Raw genomic sequence first — 24,726 nt, forward strand, 5'->3', positions numbered from 1 at the left:
GTCCGTCCGGTTGCCCCGATCGGTGCGCGGTGGCGTGCGAGCGCGCACCGTGCGACGCGGCGCAGCGAGTTGACTTCGGATTCCGTGAATTCCGATCTACCACAGATATCCACCTCGATCCCTCCATGTCACACCCACAGCCGACACCGAGCGTGCCGGTAACGGGGGCAAATGGTGACATGGCTCGAACTGACGCGAACCTGACTCGTTGAGTGCGGTCTGACCAGCCGAGGGTTCGATTAGTTTTCCGGTCCGGTGCACGGGACCTGTCGGCCAGCCCGACGCCGCGCCGATCCGCGCCCCCGAGGAGACACACATGACAGTCCCCGCGCCGCGGGCCCGTCGACGGCCGTCCACGCTGGGCCGACTGCTGCCCCTGCTGCTCATCGGAGCACTGTTCGCGCCGTTGGGCCTGCTCGTCACGTCGAACTGGCGGCAGAGCACCGACGACCGGGACCTCGCCGCCCGGGAACGGCTCGGTGTGCAGTACCTCACCGCTCTGGCGGCGGTCACCGACGCCCTCGTGGAGGCCCAGTCCAACGCGGTCAACGGCCGCCCCGTCGCACGGGAGGCGTTGAACCGGGCGGTCGAGGAGGCCGCGGCGGTGGATGCCCGCATCGGTCGGGACCTGCTCAGCCAGGAACGCTGGGCCGGCGTACGGGCCAAGCTGGAGGCGCTGCGTGGCCGCAGCACGGCCGACCCCGAGGCCGCCTACACCGCCTACGGCGAGGCCTCGGACCTGCTGCTGGCCCTGCACCGGAAGGTCCGGGAGAGCTCCGGGCTGGTCCGCGACCCCGAGGCCGACTCGTTCTTCCTCCAGGACAGCGCCGGCCAGGAACTGCCCGAGGCGGTGGTCGCCGCCGGCCGGCTCGCCGACCTGGGCACGCTGGTCTCCCGCCGACCCGCCGCCGAGCAACCGCGCGGCCTGATGGAGCTGACCGGCCTGCGGGTGTCCGCCCTGGCACCCGCCGCCGACCTCGTCGACAACCTCCGCTCGGCCGTGGACGGTTCGGAGAGCACCAACCTCGGCGCCAACGTGCTGACCCCGCTGGACACCTACCAGCGTTCGGTGGAGGCGCTGGCCGCTTACTCCGTGCCGGGCAAGGACACCGGCGTGGTCAACCCGAGCCAGCTGAGTGCCGCCGCCCTCAACGCGCACCGCTCCGCCCGCCAGCTTCAGCCGGTCATCCTCGCCGAGCTGGACGCTCTGCTCGTCGAGCGCATCGACCGGCTCAACCGGGACCGCTGGCTGACCGCCGGGGCCGGGGCCGCCGCCGCCCTGCTGCTGGGCTGGCTCGCCGCGCTGCTGGTCGCCGCCGGTCGGCGGGCACGGCGTCGGGCCGCCCCGGCCGCGACGCACGCGGAGAACCCCGAAACCCTGCCGCACCGCGACCCCTGGCAACCGCCGACCGACGAGCCGCGTTCGCTGCAACCGGTCGGCACGGCCGGTGACCCGGACACCGCACAGTGGGGAGCGTTCGATGCTGCTCGGTAGGCTCCGGATCCGCGGCAAACTCGCACTGCTCGTGGTGATTCCGCTGCTCAGCATGGTCGGCCTGGCCGTCCCGGTGATGCTCGACCGGGTCGCCGCCGCGCAGCGGGCCGGCGACACCGCGGAACGGGTGCGGCTCGCCAGCCGGGTCGGCAGCCTCGTCCAGGATCTCCAGCAGGAACGCATCCTCTCCGTCGGTTACCTGCTCGGCCGCATCGAACGAGGTGAGCTGGTCCGCAAGTCCGCCGACGTGGACGACCGGGTGGCCGACCTCCGGGCGGCCCGCAGCGACGCGCTGACCGACCGGATCGACAGCGCCCTCGGCGGGGTGTCCAGCCTCATCGACCTGCGGACGGCCGTGCTGGCCCGGACCGCGAACCCGGGCCAGGTGATGGACACGTTCGGCCCGGTCAACAAGGAGATCATCGAGTCGCTGCGGTTGCCGTTCAGCGTGGACACCAACACGTTGCCGGGCCGTCAGGTGCTCGCCCTCGACGGGCTGCTCCGCGCCGACGAGGGCCTGGGCACCTGCGCCACCCTGAGCCTGCTGGTCAAGGCGATCGGCACCCCGGACACCACCGCCGGGTACGTGGCGTGCATCGCCGCGCTCCAGGTGGACAACTCGCGCTTCCGTAGCCTGATCACGCCCGAGCAGCTCACGGTGGCCCAGCTCAACGAGGCGGCGGTGGCGGCGCGTACCAGCCCCGACTTCCTGGTCACCAGCGCACGGGATCCGGCCGCCGCGGTCCGCGACGTGCCGATGGAGGCGCTGTTCCCGGCCGTCCGCACGATGATCCGGCTCGGTCAGTTCGTCGAGAAGAAACTGGTCGCCGACGTACTCGCCGAGGTGACCGCCGAGCAGCGGCGCGCGCTGACCGCCGCGTACCTGGTCGGTGCCGTGGCGGCGTTGATCCTGACGCTGGTGGTGCTGCTCAGCGTGGCGGTGGCGCGGACGGTGGCCCGACCGCTGACCCGACTGACCCGCTCGGCCGACCGGGTCGCCCGGGTCGCCGAGGCGGAGCTGGTCCGGGTCACCGACGACGAGACGGAACGACCTCAGGCGGTCCGGCTGGAGCCGGTGGACATCCGCGCCAACGACGAGATCGGTGACCTGGCGCGCGCCTTCGACCGGGTGCAGAACACGGCGGCGCGGCTGGTCGAGCGGCAGGTCGCCGGTCGGCGCAACGTGGCGCAGATGTTCGGCCACGTCGGGCGACGTACCCAGAACCTGGTGGGTCGGCAGCTCGCGCTGATCGACCGGCTGGAGCAGCAGGAGGCCGACCCCGGCCGGCTGGAGCACCTGTACCGACTCGACCACATCTCCAGCCGGTTGCGGCGCAACGCCGGCAGCCTCGTGGTGCTCTCCGGCTCGGCCGGGGCCGACGCGCACACCGCGCCGGTGCCGTTGGCCGACGTGGTCCGGTTGGCGCTCGGTGAGATCGAGGACTACACCCGGGTGGAGGTGCAGGTGCCGGCGGGTGTGTCGGCCGCGCCGGCGGTGGTCGGTGACCTCGTCCTGGCGCTGGCCGAGCTGATGGAGAACGCCACCGTCTTCTCCCCGCCACACACCCGGGTGCTGGTGGCCGCCGAAACGTCCGGCCTCGGTGCGCGGCTCACCGTGGTGGACCACGGCATCGGCATGAGCGAGCAACGGCTTGCTGAGGAGAACGCCCGGCTCACCCGCCGGGAACGACTCGACCTGGCCCCGACCGAGGTGCTCGGCCTCTTCGTGGTCGGCCGGTTGGCCCGTCGACACAACTGGCAGGTCACCCTCGCCGCCACCGGCGGCGGTGGGGTCACCGCACAGGTGGAGATCCCGTCGACGTCGCTGGTGCTGCGCCGCGCCGACCGCGCCGGGGCGGCCGTGGCCCGCGCCGCGGTGCCGGCCCGGGATCGGCGTGCCACGGTGACGCTCGACCCCGAGCCCGACGCGCGGCCTCAGCCGACGGCCGGCACCGCACCGGCCCACTTCGACTCGGACCTGCTCAACCGGGCCACCCGCAGCCTGGACGCCGGCCCGTCCTGGAACGCGTTCGGTCGGGGCCAGCCGGAGCCGGACGTCGCGGAACCTCCGGGCCCGGAACCGGCGGGCAAGCCGGCCGGGCCGCGGGTCCGACAGCGGGTACCTGGGGCCACGCTGCACGCCACCGCCGCGCCCACCCGGCCGGTGGACGCCACCGGCGCGGACCCCGCCGCCGCCCGCGCGCTGGTCGAGGCGTTCCAGGCCGGCGTACGCCGCGCCGAACTGCGGGTGGCGGCGGGCCTCGACGGCGCGGTGGAGCGGCCCCGGTTGAGCCGACGGGTACCGGGGGCGAACCTCACCACCATCCCGGCCTGCCAACCGCCCAGTACGCACCTCGGTGACCCGACCGAGGTCCGCGACCTCATCAGCGAGTTCGAGGCGGGCGTCGCCCGCGCTCTCCGCGACGTCAGCCCCGACCACCGGAACGAAGAAGGATCATCACGGTGACCAGCCCCTTCCTGCACGACAATGTCGACCAGAGTCAGCCACCCAGCACCCCTGGGGACCTCAGCCCCGAGGCCCGTACGTTCAACTGGTTGCTGGACTCCTTCACCTCCAGCACCGCAGGGGTCCTGGAGGCGATCGCGGTCTCCTCGGACGGCCTGCTGATGGCCATGTCGGCGATCAAGGACCGGTCCAACGCGGAGCGACTGGCCGCCGTCGTGTCCGGGATGACCAGCCTCGCCGGTGGGGCCGCCAGTTGGTACGCGCTCGGCGGTTTGAACCGGGTGATCGTCGACATGGCCGACGGCTACCTGTTGATCAGCGCGATCAGCAGCGGTTCCGTGCTCGGGGTGGTCGCCGACCGTTCGGCGAACCTGGGCACCGTCGCGTACGAGATGACGCTCTTCGCCGGGCGGGCCGGTGGCGCCCTGACCCCGCGACTGATCGTCGAGTTGAAGAACGCCGTTCAGCAGTGACTCCCGACGTCGCCGGCGAGGATCCGGATCCGGACCCCAGGGTTCGGATCCGCCCGTACCTGCGCACTCCACCCCCGAGGGGGGAGAGCGCGGCGGCGACACCGGCGCTGCCCGAGCCGGAGCCGGACGGGGGCCAGCCGGCCGGTCCCCGTCCGTTCGTGCTGACCTCCGGGCGGGTGGCGGGTGCCGACCCGGCGATCGGCTTGGAGACCCAGGTGACGGCCCGTACGGACAGCGGCTGGTGGGCCGGCCCACCCGGCACCCTGCTGGCGCCGGAGCTCCAGATGATCATCGCGCTCTGCGCCGAACCGATCTCGGTGGCCGAGATATCGGCCCGCGCCCGACTGCATTTCGGCGTGGCGCGGGTCCTGGTCGGGGACCTCCGCGCCGCCGGGCACCTGGACGTGCACATCACCGACACCGACGACGCTGTCGACCCCGATCTCATCCTGCGAGTGATTGATGGACTCCGTGCGATCTCCTGAATGGCCGGTCGCCCCGCTCGGCGGGGCCACCGCTAACAGCGCCGCCGCCCGTTACGGCATGTCCCCGGGCATCGGGCCGATAGTGGGGCGGGCCGGTCCACCGCCGACCGCGCCGCCGCCGTACCGGCCGTCGTCTGCCACCGGGTCGGTGCCGCCTCCGGCGGGTAAGCCGGCCGCACCGCCAATCCCGGTCAAGATCCTGGTGGCCGGTGGGTTCGGGGTGGGCAAGACCACCACCGTGGGCGCGATCTCCGAGATCGCGCCCCTGACCACCGAGGCCGAGATGACCAGCGCCGGGATCGGCGTGGACGACCCGGGTGCCCGGTCCACCAAGACCACCACCACGGTGGCGATGGATTTCGGCTGCGTGACGATCGACCGCAGCCTGAAGCTCTACCTGTTCGGCACGCCGGGGCAGACCCGGTTCGGCTTCATGTGGGACGACCTGGCCCGGGGCGCGTTGGGCGCGCTGGTGGTGGTGGACAGTTCACGGCTGGACGACTGTTTCCCGGCCATCGACTTCTTCGAGCGGGCCGGGCTGCCGTTCGTCGTCGGGGTCAACGCCTTCGACGGGCGACTGGCCCTGGAACTCGGCGAGATCCGCTGGGCGCTGGCCATCGGCGATCATGTTCCCCTGGTGCAGTTCGATGCCCGCGACCGGCTCTCGGTCCGCGACGCCCTACTGGTCGTCCTGGACCGCGCGCTGGATCGCGCCACCCGGGACAGGAGGGCCTGAGCCGACCAGCTCCGGCCGTGGCGGGAAGAGGTGATCTGGTGAGGGGCGACCTGGACGAGACGCTGGCCCGGCTGGCCCGACGTGAGGAGGCGTCGCGCCGTCGGGCCACCGACCGTGACGACACCACCGCACCGTCGGGCCCGCCCGCCCTCGACGGCGGCACCCGCAACGACCGGCCGGGTCGGCACGGCCCGCGGCACGCGGGGGTGGAGGCCCCGAGCGACGTGCCCGGCTGGGGGCCGGTCGAAGAGGTGGCCGAGGCGGTCCGCCAGGTCGTCGGTTCCCACCCCGGGCTGGCGGTGACCGTGCAGGTGGAGCACGCCGGGCGGACGTACCCGATGCGGGTCTCCTGGGACGGGCCGACCGTCACGGTCGGTCCGGTGCCCCCGCCGGCCCCGGTGGAACCCCCGCCGGCCTGGCCGCTCTCCGGCCGGACGGTGCCCGCCTGGGCGCCCGGCCCGGACGGGTTGACCCCGGACCCGGCGGCCCGGTTGGCCGAGCTGATCCGACGCGACCCGACGCTGCTGGACGAGCTGGATCCGGGTCGCTGACCGGCGGGGCTGGCTGCCGACGGCTACGGTCGGGCAGTGGCGCAACCAGACCTGACCCTGACGGCGAGCCTGCGGCCGGCGGCGCTGGACGCCCGACGGGGCATCGTGCGCCTGCACCCGGAGGCACTGACCGCGCTGGGGCTACGCCCCGGGGACCCGGTCCGCCTTGCCGGCCGCCGGGAGACGGCGGGCATCGCGGCGGCGGCCGGACCGGGCGCGAGCAGCGCCCTGCTGTACGCCGACGACCTGACGTTGGGCAACCTGGGTCTGCGCGACGGCGGGCAGGTGCGGGTGAGCCCGGTGCCGTTGGTTCCGGCGGGCCGGGTCGTCCTGGCCGGGCCGGTGGAGGTCGTCGCGGCGGTCAGCCCGGAGATGCTCCGGCTCGCCCTGCTGGGCAAGGTGCTCACCGCCGGTGACGACGTGTCGCTGCTGCCGCAGGACGTACTGCCGGACGCCTCGGTGCGCAGCCTGGTCGAGGCGGCGCGGCACAGCCTCGCCAACACGGTCGGTGTCGCCTGGACCAGCACCCTGCTCAGGGTGGTCTCGATCGACCCGGCGGCGGGCGCGCTGGTCACCATGGGCACGGTGGTCGGGTGGGAACACGGCGCGACCACCCACGGTGGGCCGGCCCCGGTCGACACCGCGACGGACCGGCCGGGTGCGCCCGCCGACGCGGTGGCGGCGGAGGACGCCCCCGACGTGGACGAACTGCCCGGGCTGCGGGCCCAGGCCGAGGAGCTGACCGAACTGCTGGACCTCGGCTTCCACCACCGGGAGGTGTTGGGCCGGCTCGGCACCACCATCTCGTTGGGGGTGCTGCTGGTCGGCCCGGCGGGCTCCGGGAAGTCGGCGCTGGTCCGGGCCGTCGCGGCCCGGGTCGGTGCCCGCGTCCACCCACTCTGGGGGCCGGAGGTGGCCGCCCTGACCAGCCGGGCCGCCGCCGACCGGTTGCGCGCCGCGGCGACGGCGGCCCGCGCCGGCGGGCCGGCGGTCCTGCTGGTCACCGACGTCGAGGCGCTCGCACCCGCGGACGAACCCGGCCCGGTGGCGACGGTCTTCCGCCAGGTGCTCGCGGAGAGCATCAGCGCCGGCCTCGCCGTGGTCTGCACCTCCAGCCGGCCGGAAGCGGTGGACCCCGCACTGCGCGCGCCCGACCTGCTGTCGCTGCGGATCAGCATTCCGCTCCCCGATCAGGCGCTGCGCCGCGAACAACTCACCGTGCTGACCCGGCAGGTGCCGTTGGCCGACGACGTCCGGCTGGACGACGTGGCCGCGCGTACCCCCGGGTTCGTCGCGGCGGACCTGGCCGCCCTGGTCCGGGAGGCCGGGGTACGCGCCGCGCTGCGGCAGAAGTCCGCCGAGACGCCGACGGTGTCGATGGCCGACTTCGACGCCGCCCGGGAGGTGGTCCGGCCCACCACCATGGCGTCGTCCACGTTGGACCTGGCCTCGGTGACCCTGGACGACGTGGGCGGCCTGGACGAGGTCAAGCAGACGTTGACCGAGTCGGTGCTGTGGGCGCTGACCTACCCGGACACCTTCGCCCGGCTCGGGGTGCAGCCACCGCGCGGCGTTCTGCTCTACGGGCCACCGGGCTGCGGCAAGACGTACCTGGTCACCGCGCTGGCCGGCTCGGGGCGGGCCAACGTGCTGTCGGTCAAGGGTGCCGAACTGCTCTCCAAGTGGGTGGGTGAGAGCGAACGCGCGGTTCGCGAACTGTTCCGTCGGGCCCGGGAGGCGGCCCCCACGCTGATCTTCCTGGACGAGGTGGACGCGTTGGCACCGGTACGCGGCCAGGCCACCGACGGTGGCACCACGGACCGGGTGGTCGCCGCCCTGCTCACCGAGTTGGACGGGGTGGAGACGCTGCGCAACGTGGTGGTGATCGGCGCGACGAACCGGCCGGACCTGGTCGACCCGGCGCTGCGGCGGCCGGGCCGGTTGGAGAGGCTGGTCTACGTGCCGCCGCCGGACGGGCCCGCCCGCGCGGAGATCCTGCGGGCCGCGTCCCGGCAGGTGCCGTTGGCGCCGGACGTCGACCTGGCCGCCCTCGGCGACGAGCTGACCGGCTTCTCCGCCGCGGACTGCGCGGCGCTGGTACGCGAGGCGGCCCTGGCCGCGATGCGGGAGTCGCTCGCCGCCGCCACGGTCACCGCCGAGCACGTGTCGACCGCACGGGCCCGGGTACGCCCCTCGCTGGACCCGGCCCAGGTCGCCGGGCTGGCCGCGTACGCCGCCAACCGTGAGTGATCAACCCAGCACAACCTTTTGGCGCGCCCCGGACGTCCCTTAGACGTCACACTCCTCAGTGGAGACATCCACTGCGACGTCAGGTGGTGTTCCTTGCGCAGAAAGCTCTCTCTCCTCCTCGCCCCCCTCGTGGCGGCGGCGACCCTGGTCTCGGTCGGCGCGCCGGCACCGGCCCATCCGGTGCGACAGTTCCCCGCCCGAATCGCGCTGCCGGACGGGTTCACCCCGGAAGGACTGACGATCGGTCGGGGCACCACCGTCTACGTGGGTTCCGTCCTGGATGGTGCGGTGTGGCGGGGTGACTTACGCACCGGGCGCGGCTCGGTGCTGATTCCCGGCACACCGGGCACCGCCAAGGCGGGCCTCAAACTCGACCCGCAGGGCCGGCTCTGGACCGCCGACTTCTTCGGTGGCGGGGCCAGCGTGTACGACCCGAACACCGGCGCCCGGCTGGCCCACTACCAGTTCACCACCGACCCGAACACACTGGTCAACGACCTGGTGATCACCAAGCGGGCCATCTACTTCACCGACTCCGTCCGGCCCGTGCTGTACGTGGTGCCGCTGGGCCCGGGTCATCGACTGCCGGCCTCCGACGCCTTCCGGGTGCTGCCGCTGCGCGGTCCGGGCGCGACGCCGGACGCGTTCAACAACGGGATCGTGGCGCTGCCGAACGGTGATCTGCTGGTCGCGCAGATGCTGACCGGTCAGCTGGTACGCGTCGATCCGCGTACCGGCGACAGCCGCCTCTTCGACCTGGGCGGCTACTCGGTGGACCGGGCCGACGGGCTGGTGCTGCGCGGTCGCACCCTGCACGTGATCCGGAACCTGAGCAACGTCATCGCGGTGGTCCGGCTGAACGCCGGCTACACCGCCGGAGTGGTGCAGCGGGAGATCACCGGCCCGCAGTTGCGGTCGCTGGCCACCGGCGACCTGTTCGGCTCGGCGTTGTACGTGGTGAACGGCCGCTTCGACGTGGAGTCGACGCCGAGCACCGACTACGACATCGTCCGGCTACCGGCCTAACCGTGGGGGTCCGGCGGCGGCCCGCACGGTCGCCGCCGGCCCCGCCGGCCCGTTCAACGGGCGGACCGGTCCGCTCAGCGGGCGGGTGGCGTCGAGTCGAGGCAGATTTCGGCGCGTACCTTGCCGTCGTCCTCGCGCAGTTTCGCGCCACACTTCCGCAGGACGGCCACCGCGCCGATGTTGTCCGAGGTGGTCTCGGCGACCACCGCCCGCATACCCGCCCGAGCTGCGCAATTCAGCAGCTCCCGCAGGGCGGCCGCGCCGACCCCCTGCCCCCGCGCCGAGCGGCCGAGCCACATCCCGGTCTCCACCGTGCCGGGCTCGTCGCAGCGCGTCATCCGGACCATGCCCACCACCTCGCCGCCGAGGAGAATGGCGTACATCTGTGAGCGGGTCGGGCCGTCCAGCCCGCCGAAGCTCGCCCGGTGGAATTCGCGGAACGCCTCGCGGCGGGCGAGCGACCAGCCGGCGGGTGCCTCCACCGGAGGCATCACATCACCGGGCTCCGCCTCCGCAGCCGCTACGGAGAGCAACGGCTCCAGGTTCCGTTCGTCCACCGGCTCCAGCCGGACCGCACCCGCCACGTGCCGCAGTCTGCCGCCCTCATCGGGCGAAGTCCACCCCATTGGCCATCCACTGCCGGTCCGGACAGCGGTACCGGCCGGTCGGGCGGTCCGGGTGTTCCACCTCACGCTGCGTTGTCACCCGACCGGGTGTCGAACGCTCAAACCGCCGCTTTCGAACTCGCAGAACACTACCGACGCGTCGTCGGTGGACTTGTGTCGCCGCAGCCGGTCCGGGTGGTCGCGCTCGGCGTCCCGGACCCGGTCGATCAACGCGCCCGGGCCGTCGGCGCTGAGCAGGTCCAGCAGACCAGCCCAGTCGGTCAGCTCGAACTGCTCCACCGCGCTTGACGCTCCGTCACTGAGCAGCGCCGCCCGCCGGATCGCCCCGGTACCGTGTCGGGGCACGTTCCCGGTCACCGCGTGGAAGGCCGCGTCCGGGTCGGAAGCCGCCACCCAGTAGCCGTGGGTACGGTTCATCCGCTCCCGCTGCACGCTCACCGCGTGCCGGAACCGGGTCACCGGGTCCGCCGCGCCGCCCGGCACGATGGCCACGGTCTCCCGCAGCTCCGCCATCGCCGCGTCCAGCCGGTTGTCGGTGACCACGCTGACCTGCCCGCCGACGTCGAGGACCAGCGGGCTGTCGCAGAGCACCAGGTAGTCCACCTGGTCTCCGCACTCCCGCAGCAGGCAGACCGTGCTGGACGGGGTGCCCGGATGGTCGAGGTCGCACTGCCCGCCGTGGTCGGCGCGTACCGCGAGGATGGCCGCCGCCAGGTTGCTGGTCAGCCGGGCGGCGGGGCGTACCGCCTCGGCGACGCCGAGCCGGGCGGCCAGGTGCCGGACGTACCACTCGGGCCCGTGCACGCAGCCGGTGTCGAAGCCGTCCGGCACCGTCGCGCCGTCCAGGACACCCACCAGCGGGCCGAACCGGAAGACCAGGTCCTCGTTGACCGGCCGGCCCGGGGCCGGCGCGGACGCGGAGCGTACCCGCATCACCGGCGTCGGCCCCGGCGCAGCGGTCGGGTCAGTGCTGTCGAAGGTCGTCGACGGCCGCATGCGTCTCTCCCTGCACCTGACCGGCGGCCGAACGGCCCTGGTCGCGTACCGCGGACACGCCCTGCTGGGCGCTGGACCGGACCGACTGCGCCGCCTGCCGCGCAGGCTCCCGCAGGTTGTCCTGCATCTGGTGGCCAACCTGGCTCGCCTGCTCGCGCAGCTCACCGGAGTGCTCACTCACCATGCTCCGCGCGCGCCCGGCGAGTTGTCGCTCACGTCCGCTCGGCGGGATCAGGGAGGCGGCCAGTAGACCGACTCCGAAGGCGACCAGGCCGGCGGCCATCGGGTTGCCCTGAGCCTGCTCGCGGGAGTGCTGCCCGAGTGAACGGGTCTCGTTGCGTACCGAACCGGCCGCGTGCGACATCCGTTGGCCAGCCTCGTGCCCCAGGTGGTTCGAGCTGCCCATCATTTTCTCCTTCGCTCGGGTGAGCGCGCCGCGGGCCTGCCCGACGCGGTCACCAGCGATCCGACGCGGGTTGACCTTGTCGGTCAGCGCGTCGACGTCACTGCTCAACTCGTTGCGGGTGGTCTCGATCTCCCGCCGGATCCGATCCGGATCACTGGACATGACCTGTTCCCTCCCGACTCGTTCACCGACCCCGCAGGGCGTCCGGTAGCTCCCGGGCGGTCTGCTTGGTCCGGGGCAGAAGCGCACGAGCCCGCTTCAGCTGGGTCCGGGCGTTGATGAAGAGACCACCGGCCACGGCGGCCCAGAGGACCGCGACGATCAGCGCAGCCCACCCCTGGTCCATCGTGTTGGACAGCCCCCACCAGAGGGCGTACGACACGAAGAGCACCGCCAGGAACCCGGCCAACGCGGCGCCGCCGAACATACCGCCGGCCTTACCCGCCTGGTTGACCTCCTCGCGCAACTCGGCCTTGGCCAGCTCGACCTCCTTGCGCACCAGAGTGGACATGTCCCGGGTCACATCGCCGATCAGCTCGCCGACGGAGGCCTGGGTCCGCTCCTTCTCCGGGGCGCTCACGGTGCCACCCCGCCGGGCAGGTCCCGTGCCTGTTCACCGGCGGGCGAGACGTTCTGCGCCCGTGCCGTCCCCACGTACGGCTGCTCACCGGTGTCCACCGGTGCGCCCTGCGCCGGTGACGGAGCACCGGACGAGTTGCCACCCTGACCGTTGCCCGAGGCCGGAGCGGTCAGGCCACGGGTGAGCCGCCCGACCAGCAGCCCGGCCACCGCCGCGCCCGCGAGGAACGTCGCCGGGTGGTGCCGCGCGTACGTGCGCACCTCGTCGAGCACCTCGCCGGGTTCGCGCTCGTCGAGCCAACCTGCGGCCTGCTGGGCGGCGTCGGCCGCCTTGCGTACAACTTGGCCGGCCAGCCCGGAATCGCCGTCCCGTTCGGCCATCGAACTGAGGTTCTGCCCCAGGTCACGCAGACCCTCAGCGGCCCGCCGCTGCTGCGACTGCGCCTGCTCCCGGAGCTGCCCAGTCGCCTCACCGGTCAACTGCTGGGCCTGTCGCCGCGCTTCTGCGGCCACCTGCCCACCCTGTTCAGCTGCGGTGTGGGCGACCTGACCCCCGGCCTGCGCGGCCTGCTGGCCGACGCGCGAGGCTTCCTGGCGGGCCTGCTGTCCTCTGCCGCTCTGGTTCGTTGCCGTCATACCCCGCTCCCTTCCTGGGCCCGAGGTCGCAAGCGGCCTCGGCGCGCCTCTCGCCTACCCGCCGGGCCAGCCGGCATGCGGCCGCACTGCCACCCGGCTGACCACCTCCGCGATCTTGCACTTGGTGTCCCGGCAAATGCTCAAAGACCGCGAATCGACCACAGAAGATGCAGGATCGCCCAGGGTTGTGCGGGAACGGACGGACCTCGGAAGGGGTCAGCGGCGGCGGTTGCGGGCGCGCGACGAGCGCAGTCGTTGGAGTCGGCTGATCAGCACGGGGTCGGCGGCGAGGGCGGCCGGATTGTCCAGCAGAGCGTTGAGCAGCTGGTAGTAACGGGTCGACGAGAGGCCGAAGGTGTCCCGGACGGCCTGCTCCTTGGCACCGGCGTGCCGCCACCACTGCTGCTCGAAGGCGAGGATGGCCCGTTCCCGCTCGGTCAGCCCCGGCGCCGGATCGGTGGCCGGCGCCGACTCGTCGGCGGGCGGCACCGCCTCGTCGGCGGTCTCGATGGGCGGTGCCGGTCGGGGGTTCGGAACGGTCGGCCCGGCGGCACCCGCGGCCTCACCCGGACGAGCGTCGATGGACGGCTCGGGGGCGGCCGGGGTGGCGTCGGCGGACATGCCGCCCAGCCTAGCCAGCGGCGACCAGGGACGCAGCAAGCGGCGCGGCCGGCCCCGCGCCGCCGGGAACCCCGACGGCCGGGCCGACCGCGCCGCGTCACGTCGGTCAGGTCAGGAGATGTCGCGGCGACGCATCGTCCAGAGCGCCGCCCCGAGGATCACCACCACCCCGACCGAGAGCAGTACCGAGGACTGCTGCCAGGTGATGTCCATCGTCGCCGGCTTGCACTCCCCGTAGTAGGTCGCGTTGCAGGAGTTCCAGTCCTGCAACGTGATCTTCTTCGTCATCCAGGCCAGGACGTACGTGGGTAGCAGCCAGGCCTCGGCGAACCGCACGCCCGCCATGGACAGCAGGATGCCGAGGCCGAACTGGCCGACCACCATCACCGCCACCACGCCACCGAGGGCCATCGCGGTGTGCCGACCCAACGAGGCGAGGGCGAAACCGATGGTGGTGAGCACCAGCACCAGTGCCACGCCGCGTACGCCGGTCAGCAGGAACGACTGCCAGACCCCCGAGGTCATCTTCTCGGTGCTGCCCCGGAACGTGGCGACCGCCCAGAACCCGGCGAACCACAGCACCGCGGCGGGAAGCGTCACCGCCAGGATGCCGGTGAGCAGCGCGGCCAGCTTGGTGAGCAGGACGGTGAGCCGCTTCGGCCGCCAGAGCAGCAGGTTCATCATGCCGCCGGTGCTCCACTCGGCGCCGACGAAGGAGGCCCCGATGACGAACCCGACCAGGGCGAGGATCGCCGCGAACGGGATCAGCGTCTCGTCGAACGTGTCTTTGAAGTTGAACGTCGAGGGCAGGAACCACTCCGCCTTGATGTCCTCCCGCGGCGGCCCCGTGATCACCGAACAGTCCTCGGGGTAACGGCCGGCGTCCGCTGTACCGGCCGTTTTTGCCTGCTCGCAGTTGGCGCGCTCCTGCTCGCTCCAGCGCACCTGCTCCTGGTACTGCTGGTCGGCCTGACGCTCGGCCTTGGCGAGCTGGCCGGCGTCGATCTTCTGGTTGGTGAAGAACACGCCGACCACGACCGCGGCCAGCACCAGCAGGCCGAGCAGCGTCGAGTAGCGGGTGAAGCGCCGCTTGGTGAGCCGGCGCAACTCCGTACGAAAGAGGCTCACGCGCCCCACCCTCCCCCGGCGGGGCCGGGCTGACCCGTGCCACCGACCTTCATGGACTCGTCGACCTGCCGGTGCTGACCGGGTACCGGCGCGGTGGCGGTCAGTTCGAGGAAGACGCTCTCCAGATCGACGGCGATCGGCGCCAACTCGCTGACATAGAGGTTCTTCTCGGCGAGCAGCCGGGTCACCGACGCCGGCTTGTCGACGCCGGCCAGCATCAGGTGGTCCGGGTGACCGGTCACCCGGATCCCCGCCTGGGTGAGCGCCTCGGTGGCCACCGGCAGGTCGCTGACCGCCTCCAGCCGGATCCGGACCGCACCGGACGAGTGCTGCGCGAGCACCTCGTCGACCGGGCCGAACGCGACCCGTCGGCCCAGCGAGATGATGGTGACCGAGTCACAGATCAGCTGGATCTCGCCGAGGATGTGGCTGGACAGCACCACTGTCATTCCGGACTCGGCGAGGGTACGCATCAGGGTGCGCATCTCCCGGATGCCGCCCGGGTCGAGGCCGTTGGCCGGCTCGTCGAGGATGAGCAGCTTCGGGTTCTTCAGCAGGGCCGAAGCCACGGCGAGCCGCTGCTTCATGCCCAGCGAGTACGTCTTGACCCGCTCGCCGGCCCGGTCGCGCAGCCCGACGAGTTCCAGCACCTCGTCGACCCTGCTGGCGGGCACTTCGCCGGCACCAGCCAGCAGGGACAGCGTGTCCCGTGCCGTGAAGTGCGGGAAGAACTGCGGGCTCTCCACGATCGCGCCGACCTGACCGGCGACCACGGGCAGCGCGTCGGGGACCTCGTGCCCGAGCAGCGCCATCCGGCCGCCGTCGGGTCGGATCAGGCCGAGCAGCGTACGCAGCGTGGTGGTCTTGCCGGACCCGTTGGGACCCAGGAAGCCGTGCACCTGCCCCGCGTCGACCCGCATGTCGAAGCCGTCGAGCGCGTTGCGGGTGCCGCGTCGACGACTTTTGTACGTCTTACGTAGACCTTCGATCTCCAGGACAGCTGGCAAGGCTGCACCTCCCCCGATGGGTGGGCGTGACAGCCGACACCATACGCGGTATGCAGCGCTGCGCAATACGCGGTATGCATCGACGCGCCGATCGGGCTAATTTATCGACGGAACGTGACCACTCAGGCGCAGATGACCTGGACGCCGGCAGCGCGGAACGCGTCCACCACTTCCGGGGCGGCACCGGAGTCGGTCACCAGCGTCTCCACCCGCTCAATCGGACAGATCCGGGCGAAGGCGTGACCGCCCAGCTTGGACGAGTCCGCGATGATCACCACGCGCTTGGCGCGGGCCACCATCAGGTTGTTCATCGCCGCCTCCCCCTCGTGGTGGGCGGCGGCCCCGAGCTGCGGGTCGACCGCGTCCACACCGAGCAGGGCGACGTCCAGGGTGACCTCACGCAGCAGCGCCCCGCCCAGCGGGCCGACCAGCTCGAACGACTTCGGGCGCACCACGCCGCCGGCCACCACGACCTTCATCCGGGATCGGACCAGCAGCTCGTTGGCGATGTTCAGCGCGTTGGTCACCACGGTGAGCTGGGCGCCCTCGGCGCTGGTGTTCAGATCCGGTCGGACGGCGAGCGCCCTCGCCACCTCGGTGCTGGTGGTGCCGCCGTTCAGGCCGACCACGGTGCCCGGCGTGACGAGCGCCGCGGCGGCAGCCCCGATCCGCTGCTTCTCGGCCGAGTGCTTGGCCGTCTTGTAGCGCAGGGGCAGGTCGTACGACACGCCGTTGGCGACCGCGCCGCCCCGGGTCCTCGTGATCATTTGCTGCTGGGCGAGCTGGTCGAAGTCACGCCGGATGGTGGCCTGGGAGACGTCCAGCCGCTCGGCTGCCGCCTCGACGCTGACCCGGCCGTTGTCGGTCAGCATCTCGAGCAGGGCGTTCCATCTGGCGTACCGGTCCACCGCGGGGGCCCTCCCAGCAACTGCACGGACGGTGATTGATTGCGTGCACACTAGTGCGCGAAACTAGGCTGGCGCAAAAGACTGACCTGCGCGATCGGCTGGTCGGTTGCCATGGTCACCCGCGCTCGCGCAGAATAACGCGCGAAATGCGGGTCTAACGAGCCGTATTGCGCATCGGTCGGCCCTGCGAGGAGTTCCCATGGCATACGTGGACGCGGAGATCGCGAGTCAACCCGACTGCTGGCGGGAGGCGGCCGGGCTGGCCGAGGTGGTACGCGGCGACCTCCCCCACCCCGGCGAGCGGGTCGCCGTCGTCGGTTGCGGCACGTCGTGGTTCATGGCGATGGCGTACGCGGCCCGCCGCGAACAGGCCGGCCAGGGTGAGACCGACGCGTTCCAGGCGTCCGAGTTCCCCGCCGACCGCCGCTACGACCGGCTGATCGCGATCACCCGTTCCGGCACCACCACCGAGGTGCTGGACCTGCTCGCCGCGCTGCGCGGGCGGACACCCAGCACCGTCATCGTCGGCGACCCCGCGTCCCCGGCGGTCGAGCTGGCCAGCGCCACCGTGGCCCTGCCCTTCGCCGACGAGCGGTCGGTGGTGCAGACCCGCTTCGCGACCACCGCGCTGGCCCTGCTCCGGGCCCAGCTCGGCGACCCGGTCACCGCCCTCGCCGCCGACGCCGAGGTGGCGGTGCGGTCCCCGCTGCCGATCGACCCGGCCAGCATCGAGCAGGTCACCTTCCTCGGTCGGGGGTGGACGGTCGGGCTGGCCCAGGAAGCAGCGCTGAAGTGCCGCGAGGCGGCCACCTTCTGGGCCGAGGCGTACCCCGCGATGGACTACCGGCACGGGCCCATCTCGGTGGCCGCGCCGGGCCGACTGGTCTGGGCGTTCGGTGAGCTGCCCGAGGGGCTGCCCGAGGATGTGGCCGCCACCGGCGCCGCCTTCGTGCACAGCCGCACGCACGGTTGGCGCACGGTGCTGGGCAGCTGGTCCGCCGGGCGTACCCCGGTCGACCCGATGGCCGACCTGATCCTGGCCCAACGCTTCGCGGTCGCGCTGGCGACCAGCCGGGGCCTCGACCCGGACGCGCCCCGGCACCTGACCCGGTCAGTGGTACTGGCGTCATGACCGACGACCGGGTGGTCGTTGCGGTGGACGTCGGCGGCACCGGCATGAAGTGTGCCCTGGTTCGACCCGACGGCGTGGTGGTACGCACCGAGCGGCACCCCACCGACGCCGCGCGCGGCTCGGCCGCCGTGGTCGGCACCATCCTCGACGTGGCCGGCGGGCTGGCCGACAAGGCCCGCGCCGACGGGCTGACCCCGATCGCGGTCGGCATCGCCGTGCCCGGGGTGGTGGACGAGGCGCGCGGGGTCGCGGTCTGGTCGGCGAACGTGGGCTTCCGGGACGTACCCCTGCGGGACCTGACGGTGACGCGGCTCGGGCTGCCGACGGCGCTCGGCCACGACGTGCGTGTCGGTGGTCTCGCCGAGGCCCGCCTCGGTGCCGGACGCGGCACCGGCCACGTGCTGTTCGTGGCGATCGGCACCGGCATCGCCGCCGCGCACGTCGTCAACGGCACGGCCGCCGTGGGAGCCCACGGCGCCGCCGGGGAGATCGGCCACATCCTGGTCCGCCCCGGGGGTCCGCGCTGCGGTTGCGGCCGTCCCGGCTGCCTGGAGGCGGTGGCGTCAGCCGCCGCGATCGGCCGCCGCTACGCCGAACTCGCCGGCGAGACCGCCGACGCTCCGGTGACGGCGGCCCAGGTGGCCGAACGGGCCGCGGCCGGGGAACCTCTCGCCAGCCAGGTCTGGCAGGAGGCCATCGAGGCGCTCGCCGATGGCCTCGCCAGCGGGCAGGCGCTGTTCGACGTGGCGACGATCGTGCTCGGCGGCGGCCTGGCCCAGGCCGGGGAGCGGCTGCTGACCCCGCTGCGGGCGGCGCTGCACGAACGACTGACCTTCCACCGGGAGCCGCAGCTGGTGGCGGCAGCCCTCGGCGACGAGGCCGGTTGCCTCGGTGCCGCCCTGCTCGCCCTGGACGCCGTGGGTGTCCGTGACCATCAGGAGAAGCGATGACCGTACGGGTGAACGGCCGAGTGGTGACCCCGACCGGAGTCATCCGCCAGGGCTGCGTCGAGTGGGACGGGGACCGCATCACGGCGGTGGCCGAGTACCCGTCGGTGCGCGACGGGCACTGGATCCTGCCCGGCTTCGTCGACATGCACACGCACGGCGGCGGCGGCCACACCTTCACCACGGGAGACGCCGACGAGGCCCGCGCGGCGGCCGACTTCCACCTGACGCACGGCACCACCACGCTGCTGGCCAGTCTGGTCAGCGCGCCCTTTCCGCTGATGCGTACGGCCACCGAGGCGTTCGCCCCGTTGGTCGAGGAGGGGGTGTTGGCGGGGGTCCACTTCGAGGGGCCGTACCTGTCGGCCGTCCGCTGCGGCGCGCAGAACCCCGAGTACCTGCGCGACCCGTCGACCGAGGAACTGACCGAGCTGATCGAGTTGGGCCGGGGCGCGATCCGGATGGTCACCCTCGCCCCGGAGCGCGACGGCGCGCTGGAGGCGATCAAGCTGCTCACCGCGCAGCGGGTGGTGGCGGCGGTGGGCCACACCGACGCCACGTACGACCAGACCCGCGCCGCGGTCGCCGCCGGCGCCAGCGTCGGCACCCACCTGTTCAACGGGATGCGGCCGGTGCATCACCGTGAGCCGGGGCCGGTGGTGGCCCTGCTCGACGCGCCAACCGTCATCTGCGAACTGGTCGCCGACGGGGTGCACCTGCACGACGGCATGCTGACCTTCGCCACGGCGACCGCCGGCCCGGACCGCGCCGCGCTGATCACCGACGCGATGGCCGCCGCCGGAATGCCCGACGGCGAGTACGAACTGGGCGGCCAGTCCGTCACCGTCGCCGACGGGGTGGCCCGGCTCGCCCGCGACGGCGCGATCGCCGGCAGCACGCTGACCATGGACGCCGCGCTGCGGCACGCCGTGAACGCCGGAATCCCGATCGCCGACGCCGCACGGATGGTGGCCACCACCCCGGCCCGGGCCATCGGCCTGGGCGACCGGGTCGGGGCCCTCCAGGTGGGTCTCCGCGCCGACCTGGTGGTGCTCGACGACGACCTCAACGTGGTGCGCGTGCTGCGCGGGGGCTCCTGGGTGGAGTGACGCCCGGAACCCGGGCTGGGGCTCAGGTCAGGCTGTCGACTTCCACGCCGAGGACGGCCTGCTCGTCCGGGCGGTGCACCAGCACGTCGGTGAGGTACGACTGGACCGCGTGGCGCATCCCGACGTCCCGGCCGGCCTGCTCGGAGAGCAGCCACTTGTGCTCGATGATCTGGGCGAACAGCTCCTGCGGCTCCAGCTTGCGGCGCAGGTGCGCGGGGACGGCCCGGACCACCGGCTCAAAAACCTCGGTGAGCCAGCGGTGGGCGGCCTGCTGCTCGTCGCTCAGGTCGCTCTCCGCCCGGTAGGCGTCCAGGTCGTTGAGCAGCTTGCGGGCCTGGTTCTCCTCGGCGTCCAGCCCGGTCAGCCGCAGCAAGCGGCGGGTGTGGTAACCGGCATCGACGACCTTCGGCCGGACCAGGAAACGCCCACCGTCGATGGACGACATGGCCACCTCGGCGACGTCGAAGCCCAGCTCGTTGAGGCGCCGGATCCGGCCCTCGATGTCGTGCCGGGCCTCCCGCTCGATCGCCTGCTCGTAGGTGATCTCGTGCCAGAGCCGCTCGTAGCGCTGCACGACCTCCTCGCACACCACCTCCGGGTCGATGGACTCGTGCAGCAGGCCGGCGGCCTGCAGGTCCAGCGCCTCACCGAAGATGTTCACCCGGGCGATCTCCAGGTCCTCGCCCCGTTGACCGTTGGAGAGCGAGTTGTGCAGGGCACCCGTCTCCGCGTCCACCAGATAGGCGGCGAACGCGCCCGCGTCCCGCCGGAACAGGGTGTTCGACAGCGAGCAGTCGCCCCAGAAGAAGCCGGTCAGGTGCATCCGCACGATCAGGGCGGCGAGCGCGTCGAGCAGCCGGCTCATCGTCTCCGGCCGCAGGGTGTGCGAGAAGAGCGCCCGGTACGGCAGCGAGAACTGCAGGTGCCGGGTGATCAGCACCGATTCCAGCGGCTCCCCGTCCTCGGTCTGCCGGTCGGCGACGACCGCCACCGCCTCGACCGAGGGAAAGTCGATCCGCTCCAGGGAGCGGAGCAGGTCGTACTCCCGCTCGGCGATCCGCTCGCGGGTCTCCTTGAACGCGTACACGTAGTCGCCCAACCGGACGAACCGGACGATGTGTCGGGAGATGCCCTGCGGCAGCGCGACCAGGTGTTGGGCAGGCCACTCCTCCAGCGGTGTCGACCAGGGCAGGTCGAGCAGCGCCGGGTCCACGAGGGCAGACGTGATCCGCACGGGCACAAGCATGACTGGTCCCCCTCGCATCCGCCTCTGATCGTGGTTGGGCCCACAGCGCCGCACACCCCGGCCTCGCCCCGGGCCGGTAGCGTGGTCGCGTGCTCAACACCCCAGCGGTACGACGTGACCTGCGGCTACGGCCCGTCCGGCCGGCCGGGTGGTGGTTCGACGCGCTGCTGCTGGTCGGTTTGGTCGGATTGACGGTGGCGCTCGCCGCCGACCAGCTCTTCGGGGTGGACCGGGCGGTCGCCGACTGGGCCGACGGGCACCGACCGGCCGCCGCGTACTGGGTGGCCCGGGTGCTGAACTTCCTGGGGCAGGGCACCCCGCTGACCCTGATAGGCGCCGGGCTGGGCGTCTTGCTGGCCGTTCGGCTGCGGTCGGTGCGGCCCATCCTGCTGCCGGTGGTCGGATTCGTGATCACCACCTTCACGATCGGTCCGCTCAAGGTCTGGACCGCGCGGGCGGCACCGAGCGCCAGCGTCAAGGATCCCTTCCTGCCGCCCGAGCAGACCCTGCCGTTGTTCCACGACGACCTGCCGGTCCGGTTCGCGCAGTCCTACCCGTCGGGCCACGTCGCCAACGCCATCGTCTGGTACGGCGTCATCGCACTGCTGCTCGCCCCACTGGCCCGCAGCTTCGGCCGGCGTCTACCGGATCGGCTGGTCACCGTGATCCGCATCGTGCCGCCGCTGGTCGTCCTCACCACCACCACCTACCTCGGCTGGCACTGGCTGACCGACTCGGTGGCCGGGCTGCTGCTGGGCCTGCTCCTGGACCGGCTGCTGCACCGGGTGCCCTGGGACGGCCTGCCGCTCCCCGGTCGGCTACGCGCGTGGGACCGGCCGTTCACCTCGTACCCCTAGGGTTTGGTCGTGGATCGACTGGCGCGGCGGCTGGGCGTACCCGATGCGGTTGTCATCGGGTTGGGCTCGATGCTCGGTGCGGGCATCTTCGTGGTCTTCGGCCCGGCCGTGGCGGCGGCCGGCGGCGTCGGCCTGCTGCCCGCGCTGGTGCTGGCCGGCTTCGTCGCCTTCTGCAACGCCACCAGCTCGGCGCGGTTGGCGGCCCGCTACCCGGAGTCGGGCGGCACCTACGTCTACGGCCGGGAACGCCTCGGTCCGTTCGCCGGTTTCCTGGCCGGCTGGGGGTTCGTGGTCGGCAAGACGGCGAGCTGCGCGGCGATGGCGTTGACCATCGGGGCGTACCTGTGGCCGGGCCAGGCCCGGCTGGTCGCCGCCGGCGCGGTGCTCGCGGTGACCGCGGTGAACCTGCGCGGCATCGGCAAGACCGCAGCCGTGACCAGGGCACTGGTCGCGCTGGTGCTCGCGGTGCTGGCCCTGGTCACGATCGTCGGTGTGGTGGGCGGGCCGGTGCACCTGAGCCGGCTCGGCGAGCCGGGCGGTTCGGCGCGGGGCGTGCTCACCGCCGCCGGGTTGCTGTTCTTCGCCTTCGCCGGATACGCCCGGATCGCCACGCTCGGTGAGGAGGTCCGCGACCCGCAGCGGACCATCCCGCGTGCGCTGCCGCTGGCGCTCGGGGTGGTGCTCGTGATCTACCTGGTGCTGGCCGTGGTCACGCTCGGCGTGCTCGGTGCCGACCGGCTGGCCGGTTCCGCCGCGCCCCTGGTCGACGTGGTGACCACAGCCGGGCTGCCCGGCCTGGCCTGGGCGGTCCGTGCCGGTGCCACCGTCGCGGTCGTCGGGGTGCTGCTGTCCCTGGTCGCCGGGGTCGGTCGGACGGCCCTCGCCATGGCCCGCCGCCGTGACCTGCCCGCCGCGCTGGCGGCCGTGCACCAGGTGCACCAGGTGCCGCACCGGGCCGAGTTGGCGGTCGCCGCCGTGGTGATCGTGCTGGTGCTGCTCGGCGACGTACGGCAGGCGATCGGCTTCTCCAGCTGCACGGTGCTCGTCTACTACGCGATCACCAACGCGGCGGCGCTCACCCTGGGCCGGGACCCGGACCGGCGGTTGCCGGTCCAGGTCCTCGCCGGCCTCGGGCTCTTCGGTTGTCTGCTGCTGGCGGTCAACCTGCCGTTGGGCAGCGTCCTCGCGGGCTTCGGCGTGCTCGCCGTCGGTGCCGCCGTGTTCGGGTTACGGCGGGTCGCCGGCGGCCCAGTCAGCGACTGAGTCGCTGGTAGCGGCGTACGGCCAGCGGGGCGAACGTCGCGATCAACAGCACCGGCCACAGCACCGCCAACAGCATCGCGTGCTCCGCCGGCCAGGAGTCGCCACCCAGGCCCGGGTTGCCGAACAGTTCGCGGATCGCCGCGACGGTGGCCGACAACGGGTTCCACTCGGAGATCGTCCCGATGACCGACGGCATCAGCTCGGGTGACACGAAGACGTTGGAGATCGCGGTGAACGGGAACGCCGCCGGGAAGACGATCACACCGACCGTGTCCGGGTTGCGGACCAGCAACGCCAGGTAGATCCCGACCCAGGTGATGGCGATTCGCAGCAGCAGGAGGAGCCCGACGGCGAGCAACGCCTTGCCGACCCCTTGTCGCCACTGCCACCCGACGAGCAGCCCACAGATCAACAGGGTGGACATCTCCAGCAGTCCGCGCAGCAGGTCGGCGGCGCTGCGACCGGTCATCAGGGCGGACCGCGCCATCGGCATCGACCGGAACCGGTCGACCACACCCCGGCTGAGGTCCAGCGCCACACCGGTCGCGGTGGCCCCCAGCCCGTACAGCATGGTCATCACGAAGACCCCGGGCAGCAGGAATTCGCGGTAGTCGCCACCACCGGACACCTGCATGCCGCTGCCGAACACGTACCCGAAGACCAGCACGAACATGATCGGCAGCGAGAAGTAGAGGATCAGCTCCTCCGGCGCGCGGACCACGTGGGTCATGTTCCGCCTGGTCATCGTCCAGCCGTCAGCGATCGCAGTGCTCATGCCACATCCGCCTTTCGCGCGGCGGCGACAAGCTCGCCGGCCTCGTCGGGCCGGTGCCCGGTCAGGTGCAGAAACGCCTCGTCCAGGGTGGCCCGCCGCAGGCTGATGTCCTCGACCGCGATGGTGGCGTCGTCGAGCGCGCGTACGACGTCGACCAGGCCGGCGACGCGATCGACCACCGGCACGCTGAGCCGTCGGACCTCCGCGTCGAGTTCGGGCTCCGCGCCGCAGACCGACGCGACGAGCCGGGCGGCACGACTCAGCTCGGCCGCCTCGCGGACCACCACCTCGACCCGGTCGCCGCCGGTCATCGACTTCAACTGGTCGGGCGAGCCCTCCGCCACCACCCGGCCGGCGTCGATCACCGAGATCCGGTCGGCGAGCTGATCGGCCTCCTCCAGGTACTGCGTGGTGAGCAGCACCGTGGTCCCGTCCGCGACGAGACCACGAACCAGATCCCACACCTGGTTGCGACTGCGCGGGTCCAGGCCGGTCGTCGGCTCGTCCAGGAAGAGGACGCGCGGCGTACGGATCAGGCTGGCGGCGAGGTCCAGTCGGCGGCGCATGCCGCCGGAGTACTCACCGGCGGACCGGCTCGCCGCCTCGTCGAGCCCGAACCGTTCCAGCAGTTCACCGGCGCGGCGACGGGCCTCCCGTGGGCCGAGCCGGAACAGCCGGCCGAACAGCTCCAGGTTCTGCCGCCCGCTGAGGATCTCGTCGACGGCGGCGTACTGCCCGGTCAGCCCGATCCGGGCGCGCACCTCGTCCGGCCGGCGCCGCACGTCGTACCCGGCCACGGTCGCCCGTCCCGTGTCGAAGCGCAGCAGCGTGGTCAGGATCCGTACCGCCGTCGTCTTGCCCGCGCCGTTCGGACCCAGCAGGCCGTGGACGGTGCCGGCCGGCACGGTCAGGTCGAATGTGTCGAGCGCGCGGGTGGGGCCGTACCGCTTGCCCAGCCCCTCGGCGACCACCTCGAATGTTGTCATGCCCCCACGGTGCGGTCGGGC

The 24,726-nt window shown here is 72.7% G+C and carries 25 protein-coding genes; 13 read left to right on the forward strand and 12 right to left on the reverse strand.

What is annotated here, in order from left to right; genetic code table 11:
* Nucleotides 1-316: 316 nt before the first annotated feature.
* The 8 genes from EV382_RS23250 (at nucleotide 317) to EV382_RS23285 (ending at nucleotide 9,483) form a co-directional block, all read left to right on the forward strand.
* A complete protein-coding gene (locus tag EV382_RS23250; RefSeq protein WP_130405140.1) occupies nucleotides 317-1,495 on the forward strand; it encodes a hypothetical protein in 1,179 nt (392 codons plus the stop codon).
* On the forward strand, nucleotides 1,482-3,962 hold the full coding sequence (locus EV382_RS23255; RefSeq protein ID WP_130405142.1) for a sensor histidine kinase: 2,481 nt from the start codon (nucleotides 1,482-1,484) through the stop codon (nucleotides 3,960-3,962). Before EV382_RS23250 ends, EV382_RS23255 begins: the two co-directional genes overlap by 14 nt.
* Nucleotides 3,959-4,435, forward strand: a complete 477-nt coding sequence (locus tag EV382_RS23260) for a roadblock/LC7 domain-containing protein (RefSeq protein ID WP_208758481.1) — start codon at nucleotides 3,959-3,961, stop codon at nucleotides 4,433-4,435. Before EV382_RS23255 ends, EV382_RS23260 begins: the two co-directional genes overlap by 4 nt.
* Entirely contained in the window at nucleotides 4,432-4,920 is a 489-nt protein-coding gene (locus EV382_RS23265) for a DUF742 domain-containing protein (protein ID WP_130405144.1), read from the forward strand. The genes EV382_RS23260 and EV382_RS23265 overlap by 4 nt, the downstream gene beginning before the upstream one ends.
* Nucleotides 4,898-5,656, forward strand: coding sequence for a GTP-binding protein (locus tag EV382_RS23270; protein ID WP_208758482.1), 759 nt, complete (start codon nucleotides 4,898-4,900; stop codon nucleotides 5,654-5,656). The genes EV382_RS23265 and EV382_RS23270 overlap by 23 nt, the downstream gene beginning before the upstream one ends.
* A gap of 38 nt (nucleotides 5,657-5,694) precedes the next feature.
* Nucleotides 5,695-6,207 (forward strand): hypothetical protein, encoded by a 513-nt coding sequence (locus EV382_RS23275; RefSeq protein WP_130405146.1) that lies wholly within the window; start codon nucleotides 5,695-5,697, stop codon nucleotides 6,205-6,207.
* Nucleotides 6,208-6,243: 36 nt separating this feature from the next.
* Nucleotides 6,244-8,457, forward strand: coding sequence for an AAA family ATPase (locus tag EV382_RS23280; protein ID WP_130405148.1), 2,214 nt, complete (start codon nucleotides 6,244-6,246; stop codon nucleotides 8,455-8,457).
* 93 nt (nucleotides 8,458-8,550) lie between these two features.
* On the forward strand, nucleotides 8,551-9,483 hold the full coding sequence (locus EV382_RS23285) for an NHL repeat-containing protein (protein WP_130405150.1): 933 nt from the start codon (nucleotides 8,551-8,553) through the stop codon (nucleotides 9,481-9,483).
* Nucleotides 9,484-9,557: 74 nt separating this feature from the next.
* Here the strand turns inward: EV382_RS23285 and EV382_RS23290 are convergent, their stop codons facing one another.
* From EV382_RS23290 to EV382_RS23330, 9 genes are all read right to left on the reverse strand, one after another.
* A complete protein-coding gene (locus EV382_RS23290; protein ID WP_130405152.1) occupies nucleotides 9,558-10,067 on the reverse strand; it encodes a GNAT family N-acetyltransferase in 510 nt (169 codons plus the stop codon).
* A gap of 117 nt (nucleotides 10,068-10,184) precedes the next feature.
* Entirely contained in the window at nucleotides 10,185-11,105 is a 921-nt protein-coding gene (locus EV382_RS23295) for a hypothetical protein (RefSeq protein WP_130405154.1), read from the reverse strand.
* The gene (locus EV382_RS23300; protein ID WP_130405156.1) at nucleotides 11,074-11,673 is read right to left on the reverse strand and encodes a DUF3618 domain-containing protein; all 600 of its coding nucleotides are present in this window, start codon (nucleotides 11,671-11,673) and stop codon (nucleotides 11,074-11,076) included. The genes EV382_RS23295 and EV382_RS23300 overlap by 32 nt, the downstream gene beginning before the upstream one ends.
* A gap of 22 nt (nucleotides 11,674-11,695) precedes the next feature.
* The gene (locus EV382_RS23305; RefSeq protein ID WP_130405158.1) at nucleotides 11,696-12,091 is read right to left on the reverse strand and encodes a phage holin family protein; all 396 of its coding nucleotides are present in this window, start codon (nucleotides 12,089-12,091) and stop codon (nucleotides 11,696-11,698) included.
* Nucleotides 12,088-12,726 (reverse strand): hypothetical protein, encoded by a 639-nt coding sequence (locus EV382_RS23310; RefSeq protein WP_130405160.1) that lies wholly within the window; start codon nucleotides 12,724-12,726, stop codon nucleotides 12,088-12,090. The genes EV382_RS23305 and EV382_RS23310 overlap by 4 nt, the downstream gene beginning before the upstream one ends.
* Before the next feature lie 216 nt (nucleotides 12,727-12,942).
* The gene (locus EV382_RS23315; protein ID WP_130405162.1) at nucleotides 12,943-13,347 is read right to left on the reverse strand and encodes a DUF3263 domain-containing protein; all 405 of its coding nucleotides are present in this window, start codon (nucleotides 13,345-13,347) and stop codon (nucleotides 12,943-12,945) included.
* A gap of 111 nt (nucleotides 13,348-13,458) precedes the next feature.
* Nucleotides 13,459-14,475, reverse strand: coding sequence for an ABC transporter permease subunit (locus EV382_RS23320; RefSeq protein ID WP_130405164.1), 1,017 nt, complete (start codon nucleotides 14,473-14,475; stop codon nucleotides 13,459-13,461).
* Nucleotides 14,472-15,482 carry an ATP-binding cassette domain-containing protein gene (locus tag EV382_RS23325; protein WP_130405166.1) on the reverse strand — a complete coding sequence of 337 codons (1,011 nt, stop codon included), beginning with the start codon at nucleotides 15,480-15,482 and terminating at the stop codon, nucleotides 14,472-14,474. The genes EV382_RS23320 and EV382_RS23325 overlap by 4 nt, the downstream gene beginning before the upstream one ends.
* Before the next feature lie 122 nt (nucleotides 15,483-15,604).
* Nucleotides 15,605-16,390, reverse strand: a complete 786-nt coding sequence (locus EV382_RS23330; RefSeq protein ID WP_130405168.1) for a DeoR/GlpR family DNA-binding transcription regulator — start codon at nucleotides 16,388-16,390, stop codon at nucleotides 15,605-15,607.
* 199 nt (nucleotides 16,391-16,589) lie between these two features.
* Between EV382_RS23330 and EV382_RS23335 the strand changes: the two genes are divergently transcribed.
* The 3 genes from EV382_RS23335 to nagA are packed head-to-tail and all read left to right on the forward strand — an operon-like array spanning nucleotide 16,590 to nucleotide 19,578.
* Nucleotides 16,590-17,522 carry an SIS domain-containing protein gene (locus EV382_RS23335; RefSeq protein ID WP_130405170.1) on the forward strand — a complete coding sequence of 311 codons (933 nt, stop codon included), beginning with the start codon at nucleotides 16,590-16,592 and terminating at the stop codon, nucleotides 17,520-17,522.
* Nucleotides 17,519-18,472, forward strand: coding sequence for an ROK family protein (locus tag EV382_RS23340; protein WP_130405172.1), 954 nt, complete (start codon nucleotides 17,519-17,521; stop codon nucleotides 18,470-18,472). The genes EV382_RS23335 and EV382_RS23340 overlap by 4 nt, the downstream gene beginning before the upstream one ends.
* Nucleotides 18,469-19,578 (forward strand): N-acetylglucosamine-6-phosphate deacetylase, encoded by a 1,110-nt coding sequence (nagA, locus tag EV382_RS23345; protein ID WP_130405174.1) that lies wholly within the window; start codon nucleotides 18,469-18,471, stop codon nucleotides 19,576-19,578. Before EV382_RS23340 ends, nagA begins: the two co-directional genes overlap by 4 nt.
* 22 nt (nucleotides 19,579-19,600) lie before the next feature.
* Here the strand turns inward: nagA and EV382_RS23350 are convergent, their stop codons facing one another.
* The gene (locus EV382_RS23350) at nucleotides 19,601-20,824 is read right to left on the reverse strand and encodes a DUF4032 domain-containing protein (RefSeq protein WP_130405176.1); all 1,224 of its coding nucleotides are present in this window, start codon (nucleotides 20,822-20,824) and stop codon (nucleotides 19,601-19,603) included.
* Nucleotides 20,825-20,943: 119 nt separating this feature from the next.
* Here EV382_RS23350 and EV382_RS23355 point away from each other — a divergent pair, with 119 nt between their 5' ends.
* Both EV382_RS23355 and EV382_RS23360 read left to right on the forward strand, forming a co-directional pair.
* Complete coding sequence (locus EV382_RS23355) at nucleotides 20,944-21,681, forward strand: phosphatase PAP2 family protein (protein ID WP_130409126.1); 738 nt, start codon at nucleotides 20,944-20,946, stop codon at nucleotides 21,679-21,681.
* A gap of 9 nt (nucleotides 21,682-21,690) precedes the next feature.
* The gene (locus tag EV382_RS23360; protein ID WP_130405178.1) at nucleotides 21,691-22,944 is read left to right on the forward strand and encodes an APC family permease; all 1,254 of its coding nucleotides are present in this window, start codon (nucleotides 21,691-21,693) and stop codon (nucleotides 22,942-22,944) included.
* Here the strand turns inward: EV382_RS23360 and EV382_RS23365 are convergent.
* Both EV382_RS23365 and EV382_RS23370 read right to left on the reverse strand, forming a co-directional pair.
* Nucleotides 22,934-23,719 (reverse strand): ABC transporter permease, encoded by a 786-nt coding sequence (locus tag EV382_RS23365; protein WP_130405180.1) that lies wholly within the window; start codon nucleotides 23,717-23,719, stop codon nucleotides 22,934-22,936. The genes EV382_RS23360 and EV382_RS23365 overlap by 11 nt on opposite strands.
* The gene (locus EV382_RS23370) at nucleotides 23,716-24,705 is read right to left on the reverse strand and encodes an ATP-binding cassette domain-containing protein (protein WP_130405182.1); all 990 of its coding nucleotides are present in this window, start codon (nucleotides 24,703-24,705) and stop codon (nucleotides 23,716-23,718) included. The genes EV382_RS23365 and EV382_RS23370 overlap by 4 nt, the downstream gene beginning before the upstream one ends.
* Nucleotides 24,706-24,726: the final 21 nt, after the last annotated feature.

The sequence above is a fragment of the Micromonospora violae genome (genome assembly GCF_004217135.1).
Taxonomy (GTDB): domain Bacteria; phylum Actinomycetota; class Actinomycetes; order Mycobacteriales; family Micromonosporaceae; genus Micromonospora; species Micromonospora violae.

What these genes read in the sequence shown, in the direction of transcription:
- EV382_RS23350 (WP_130405176.1), bottom strand. Translation starts at nt 20,824, where the DNA reads ATGCTTGTGCCCGTGCGGATCACGTCTGCCCTCGTGGACCCGGCGCTG.
- EV382_RS23335 (WP_130405170.1), top strand. Translation starts at nt 16,590, where the DNA reads ATGGCATACGTGGACGCGGAGATCGCGAGTCAACCCGACTGCTGGCGG.
- EV382_RS23315 (WP_130405162.1), bottom strand. Translation starts at nt 13,347, where the DNA reads ATGTCCGCCGACGCCACCCCGGCCGCCCCCGAGCCGTCCATCGACGCT.
- EV382_RS23340 (WP_130405172.1), top strand. Translation starts at nt 17,519, where the DNA reads ATGACCGACGACCGGGTGGTCGTTGCGGTGGACGTCGGCGGCACCGGC.
- EV382_RS23300 (WP_130405156.1), bottom strand. Translation starts at nt 11,673, where the DNA reads ATGTCCAGTGATCCGGATCGGATCCGGCGGGAGATCGAGACCACCCGC.
- EV382_RS23365 (WP_130405180.1), bottom strand. Translation starts at nt 23,719, where the DNA reads ATGAGCACTGCGATCGCTGACGGCTGGACGATGACCAGGCGGAACATG.
- EV382_RS23255 (WP_130405142.1), top strand. Translation starts at nt 1,482, where the DNA reads ATGCTGCTCGGTAGGCTCCGGATCCGCGGCAAACTCGCACTGCTCGTG.
- EV382_RS23370 (WP_130405182.1), bottom strand. Translation starts at nt 24,705, where the DNA reads ATGACAACATTCGAGGTGGTCGCCGAGGGGCTGGGCAAGCGGTACGGC.
- nagA (WP_130405174.1), top strand. Translation starts at nt 18,469, where the DNA reads ATGACCGTACGGGTGAACGGCCGAGTGGTGACCCCGACCGGAGTCATC.
- EV382_RS23295 (WP_130405154.1), bottom strand. Translation starts at nt 11,105, where the DNA reads ATGCGGCCGTCGACGACCTTCGACAGCACTGACCCGACCGCTGCGCCG.
- EV382_RS23270 (WP_208758482.1), top strand. Translation starts at nt 4,898, where the DNA reads ATGGACTCCGTGCGATCTCCTGAATGGCCGGTCGCCCCGCTCGGCGGG.
- EV382_RS23250 (WP_130405140.1), top strand. Translation starts at nt 317, where the DNA reads ATGACAGTCCCCGCGCCGCGGGCCCGTCGACGGCCGTCCACGCTGGGC.
- EV382_RS23310 (WP_130405160.1), bottom strand. Translation starts at nt 12,726, where the DNA reads ATGACGGCAACGAACCAGAGCGGCAGAGGACAGCAGGCCCGCCAGGAA.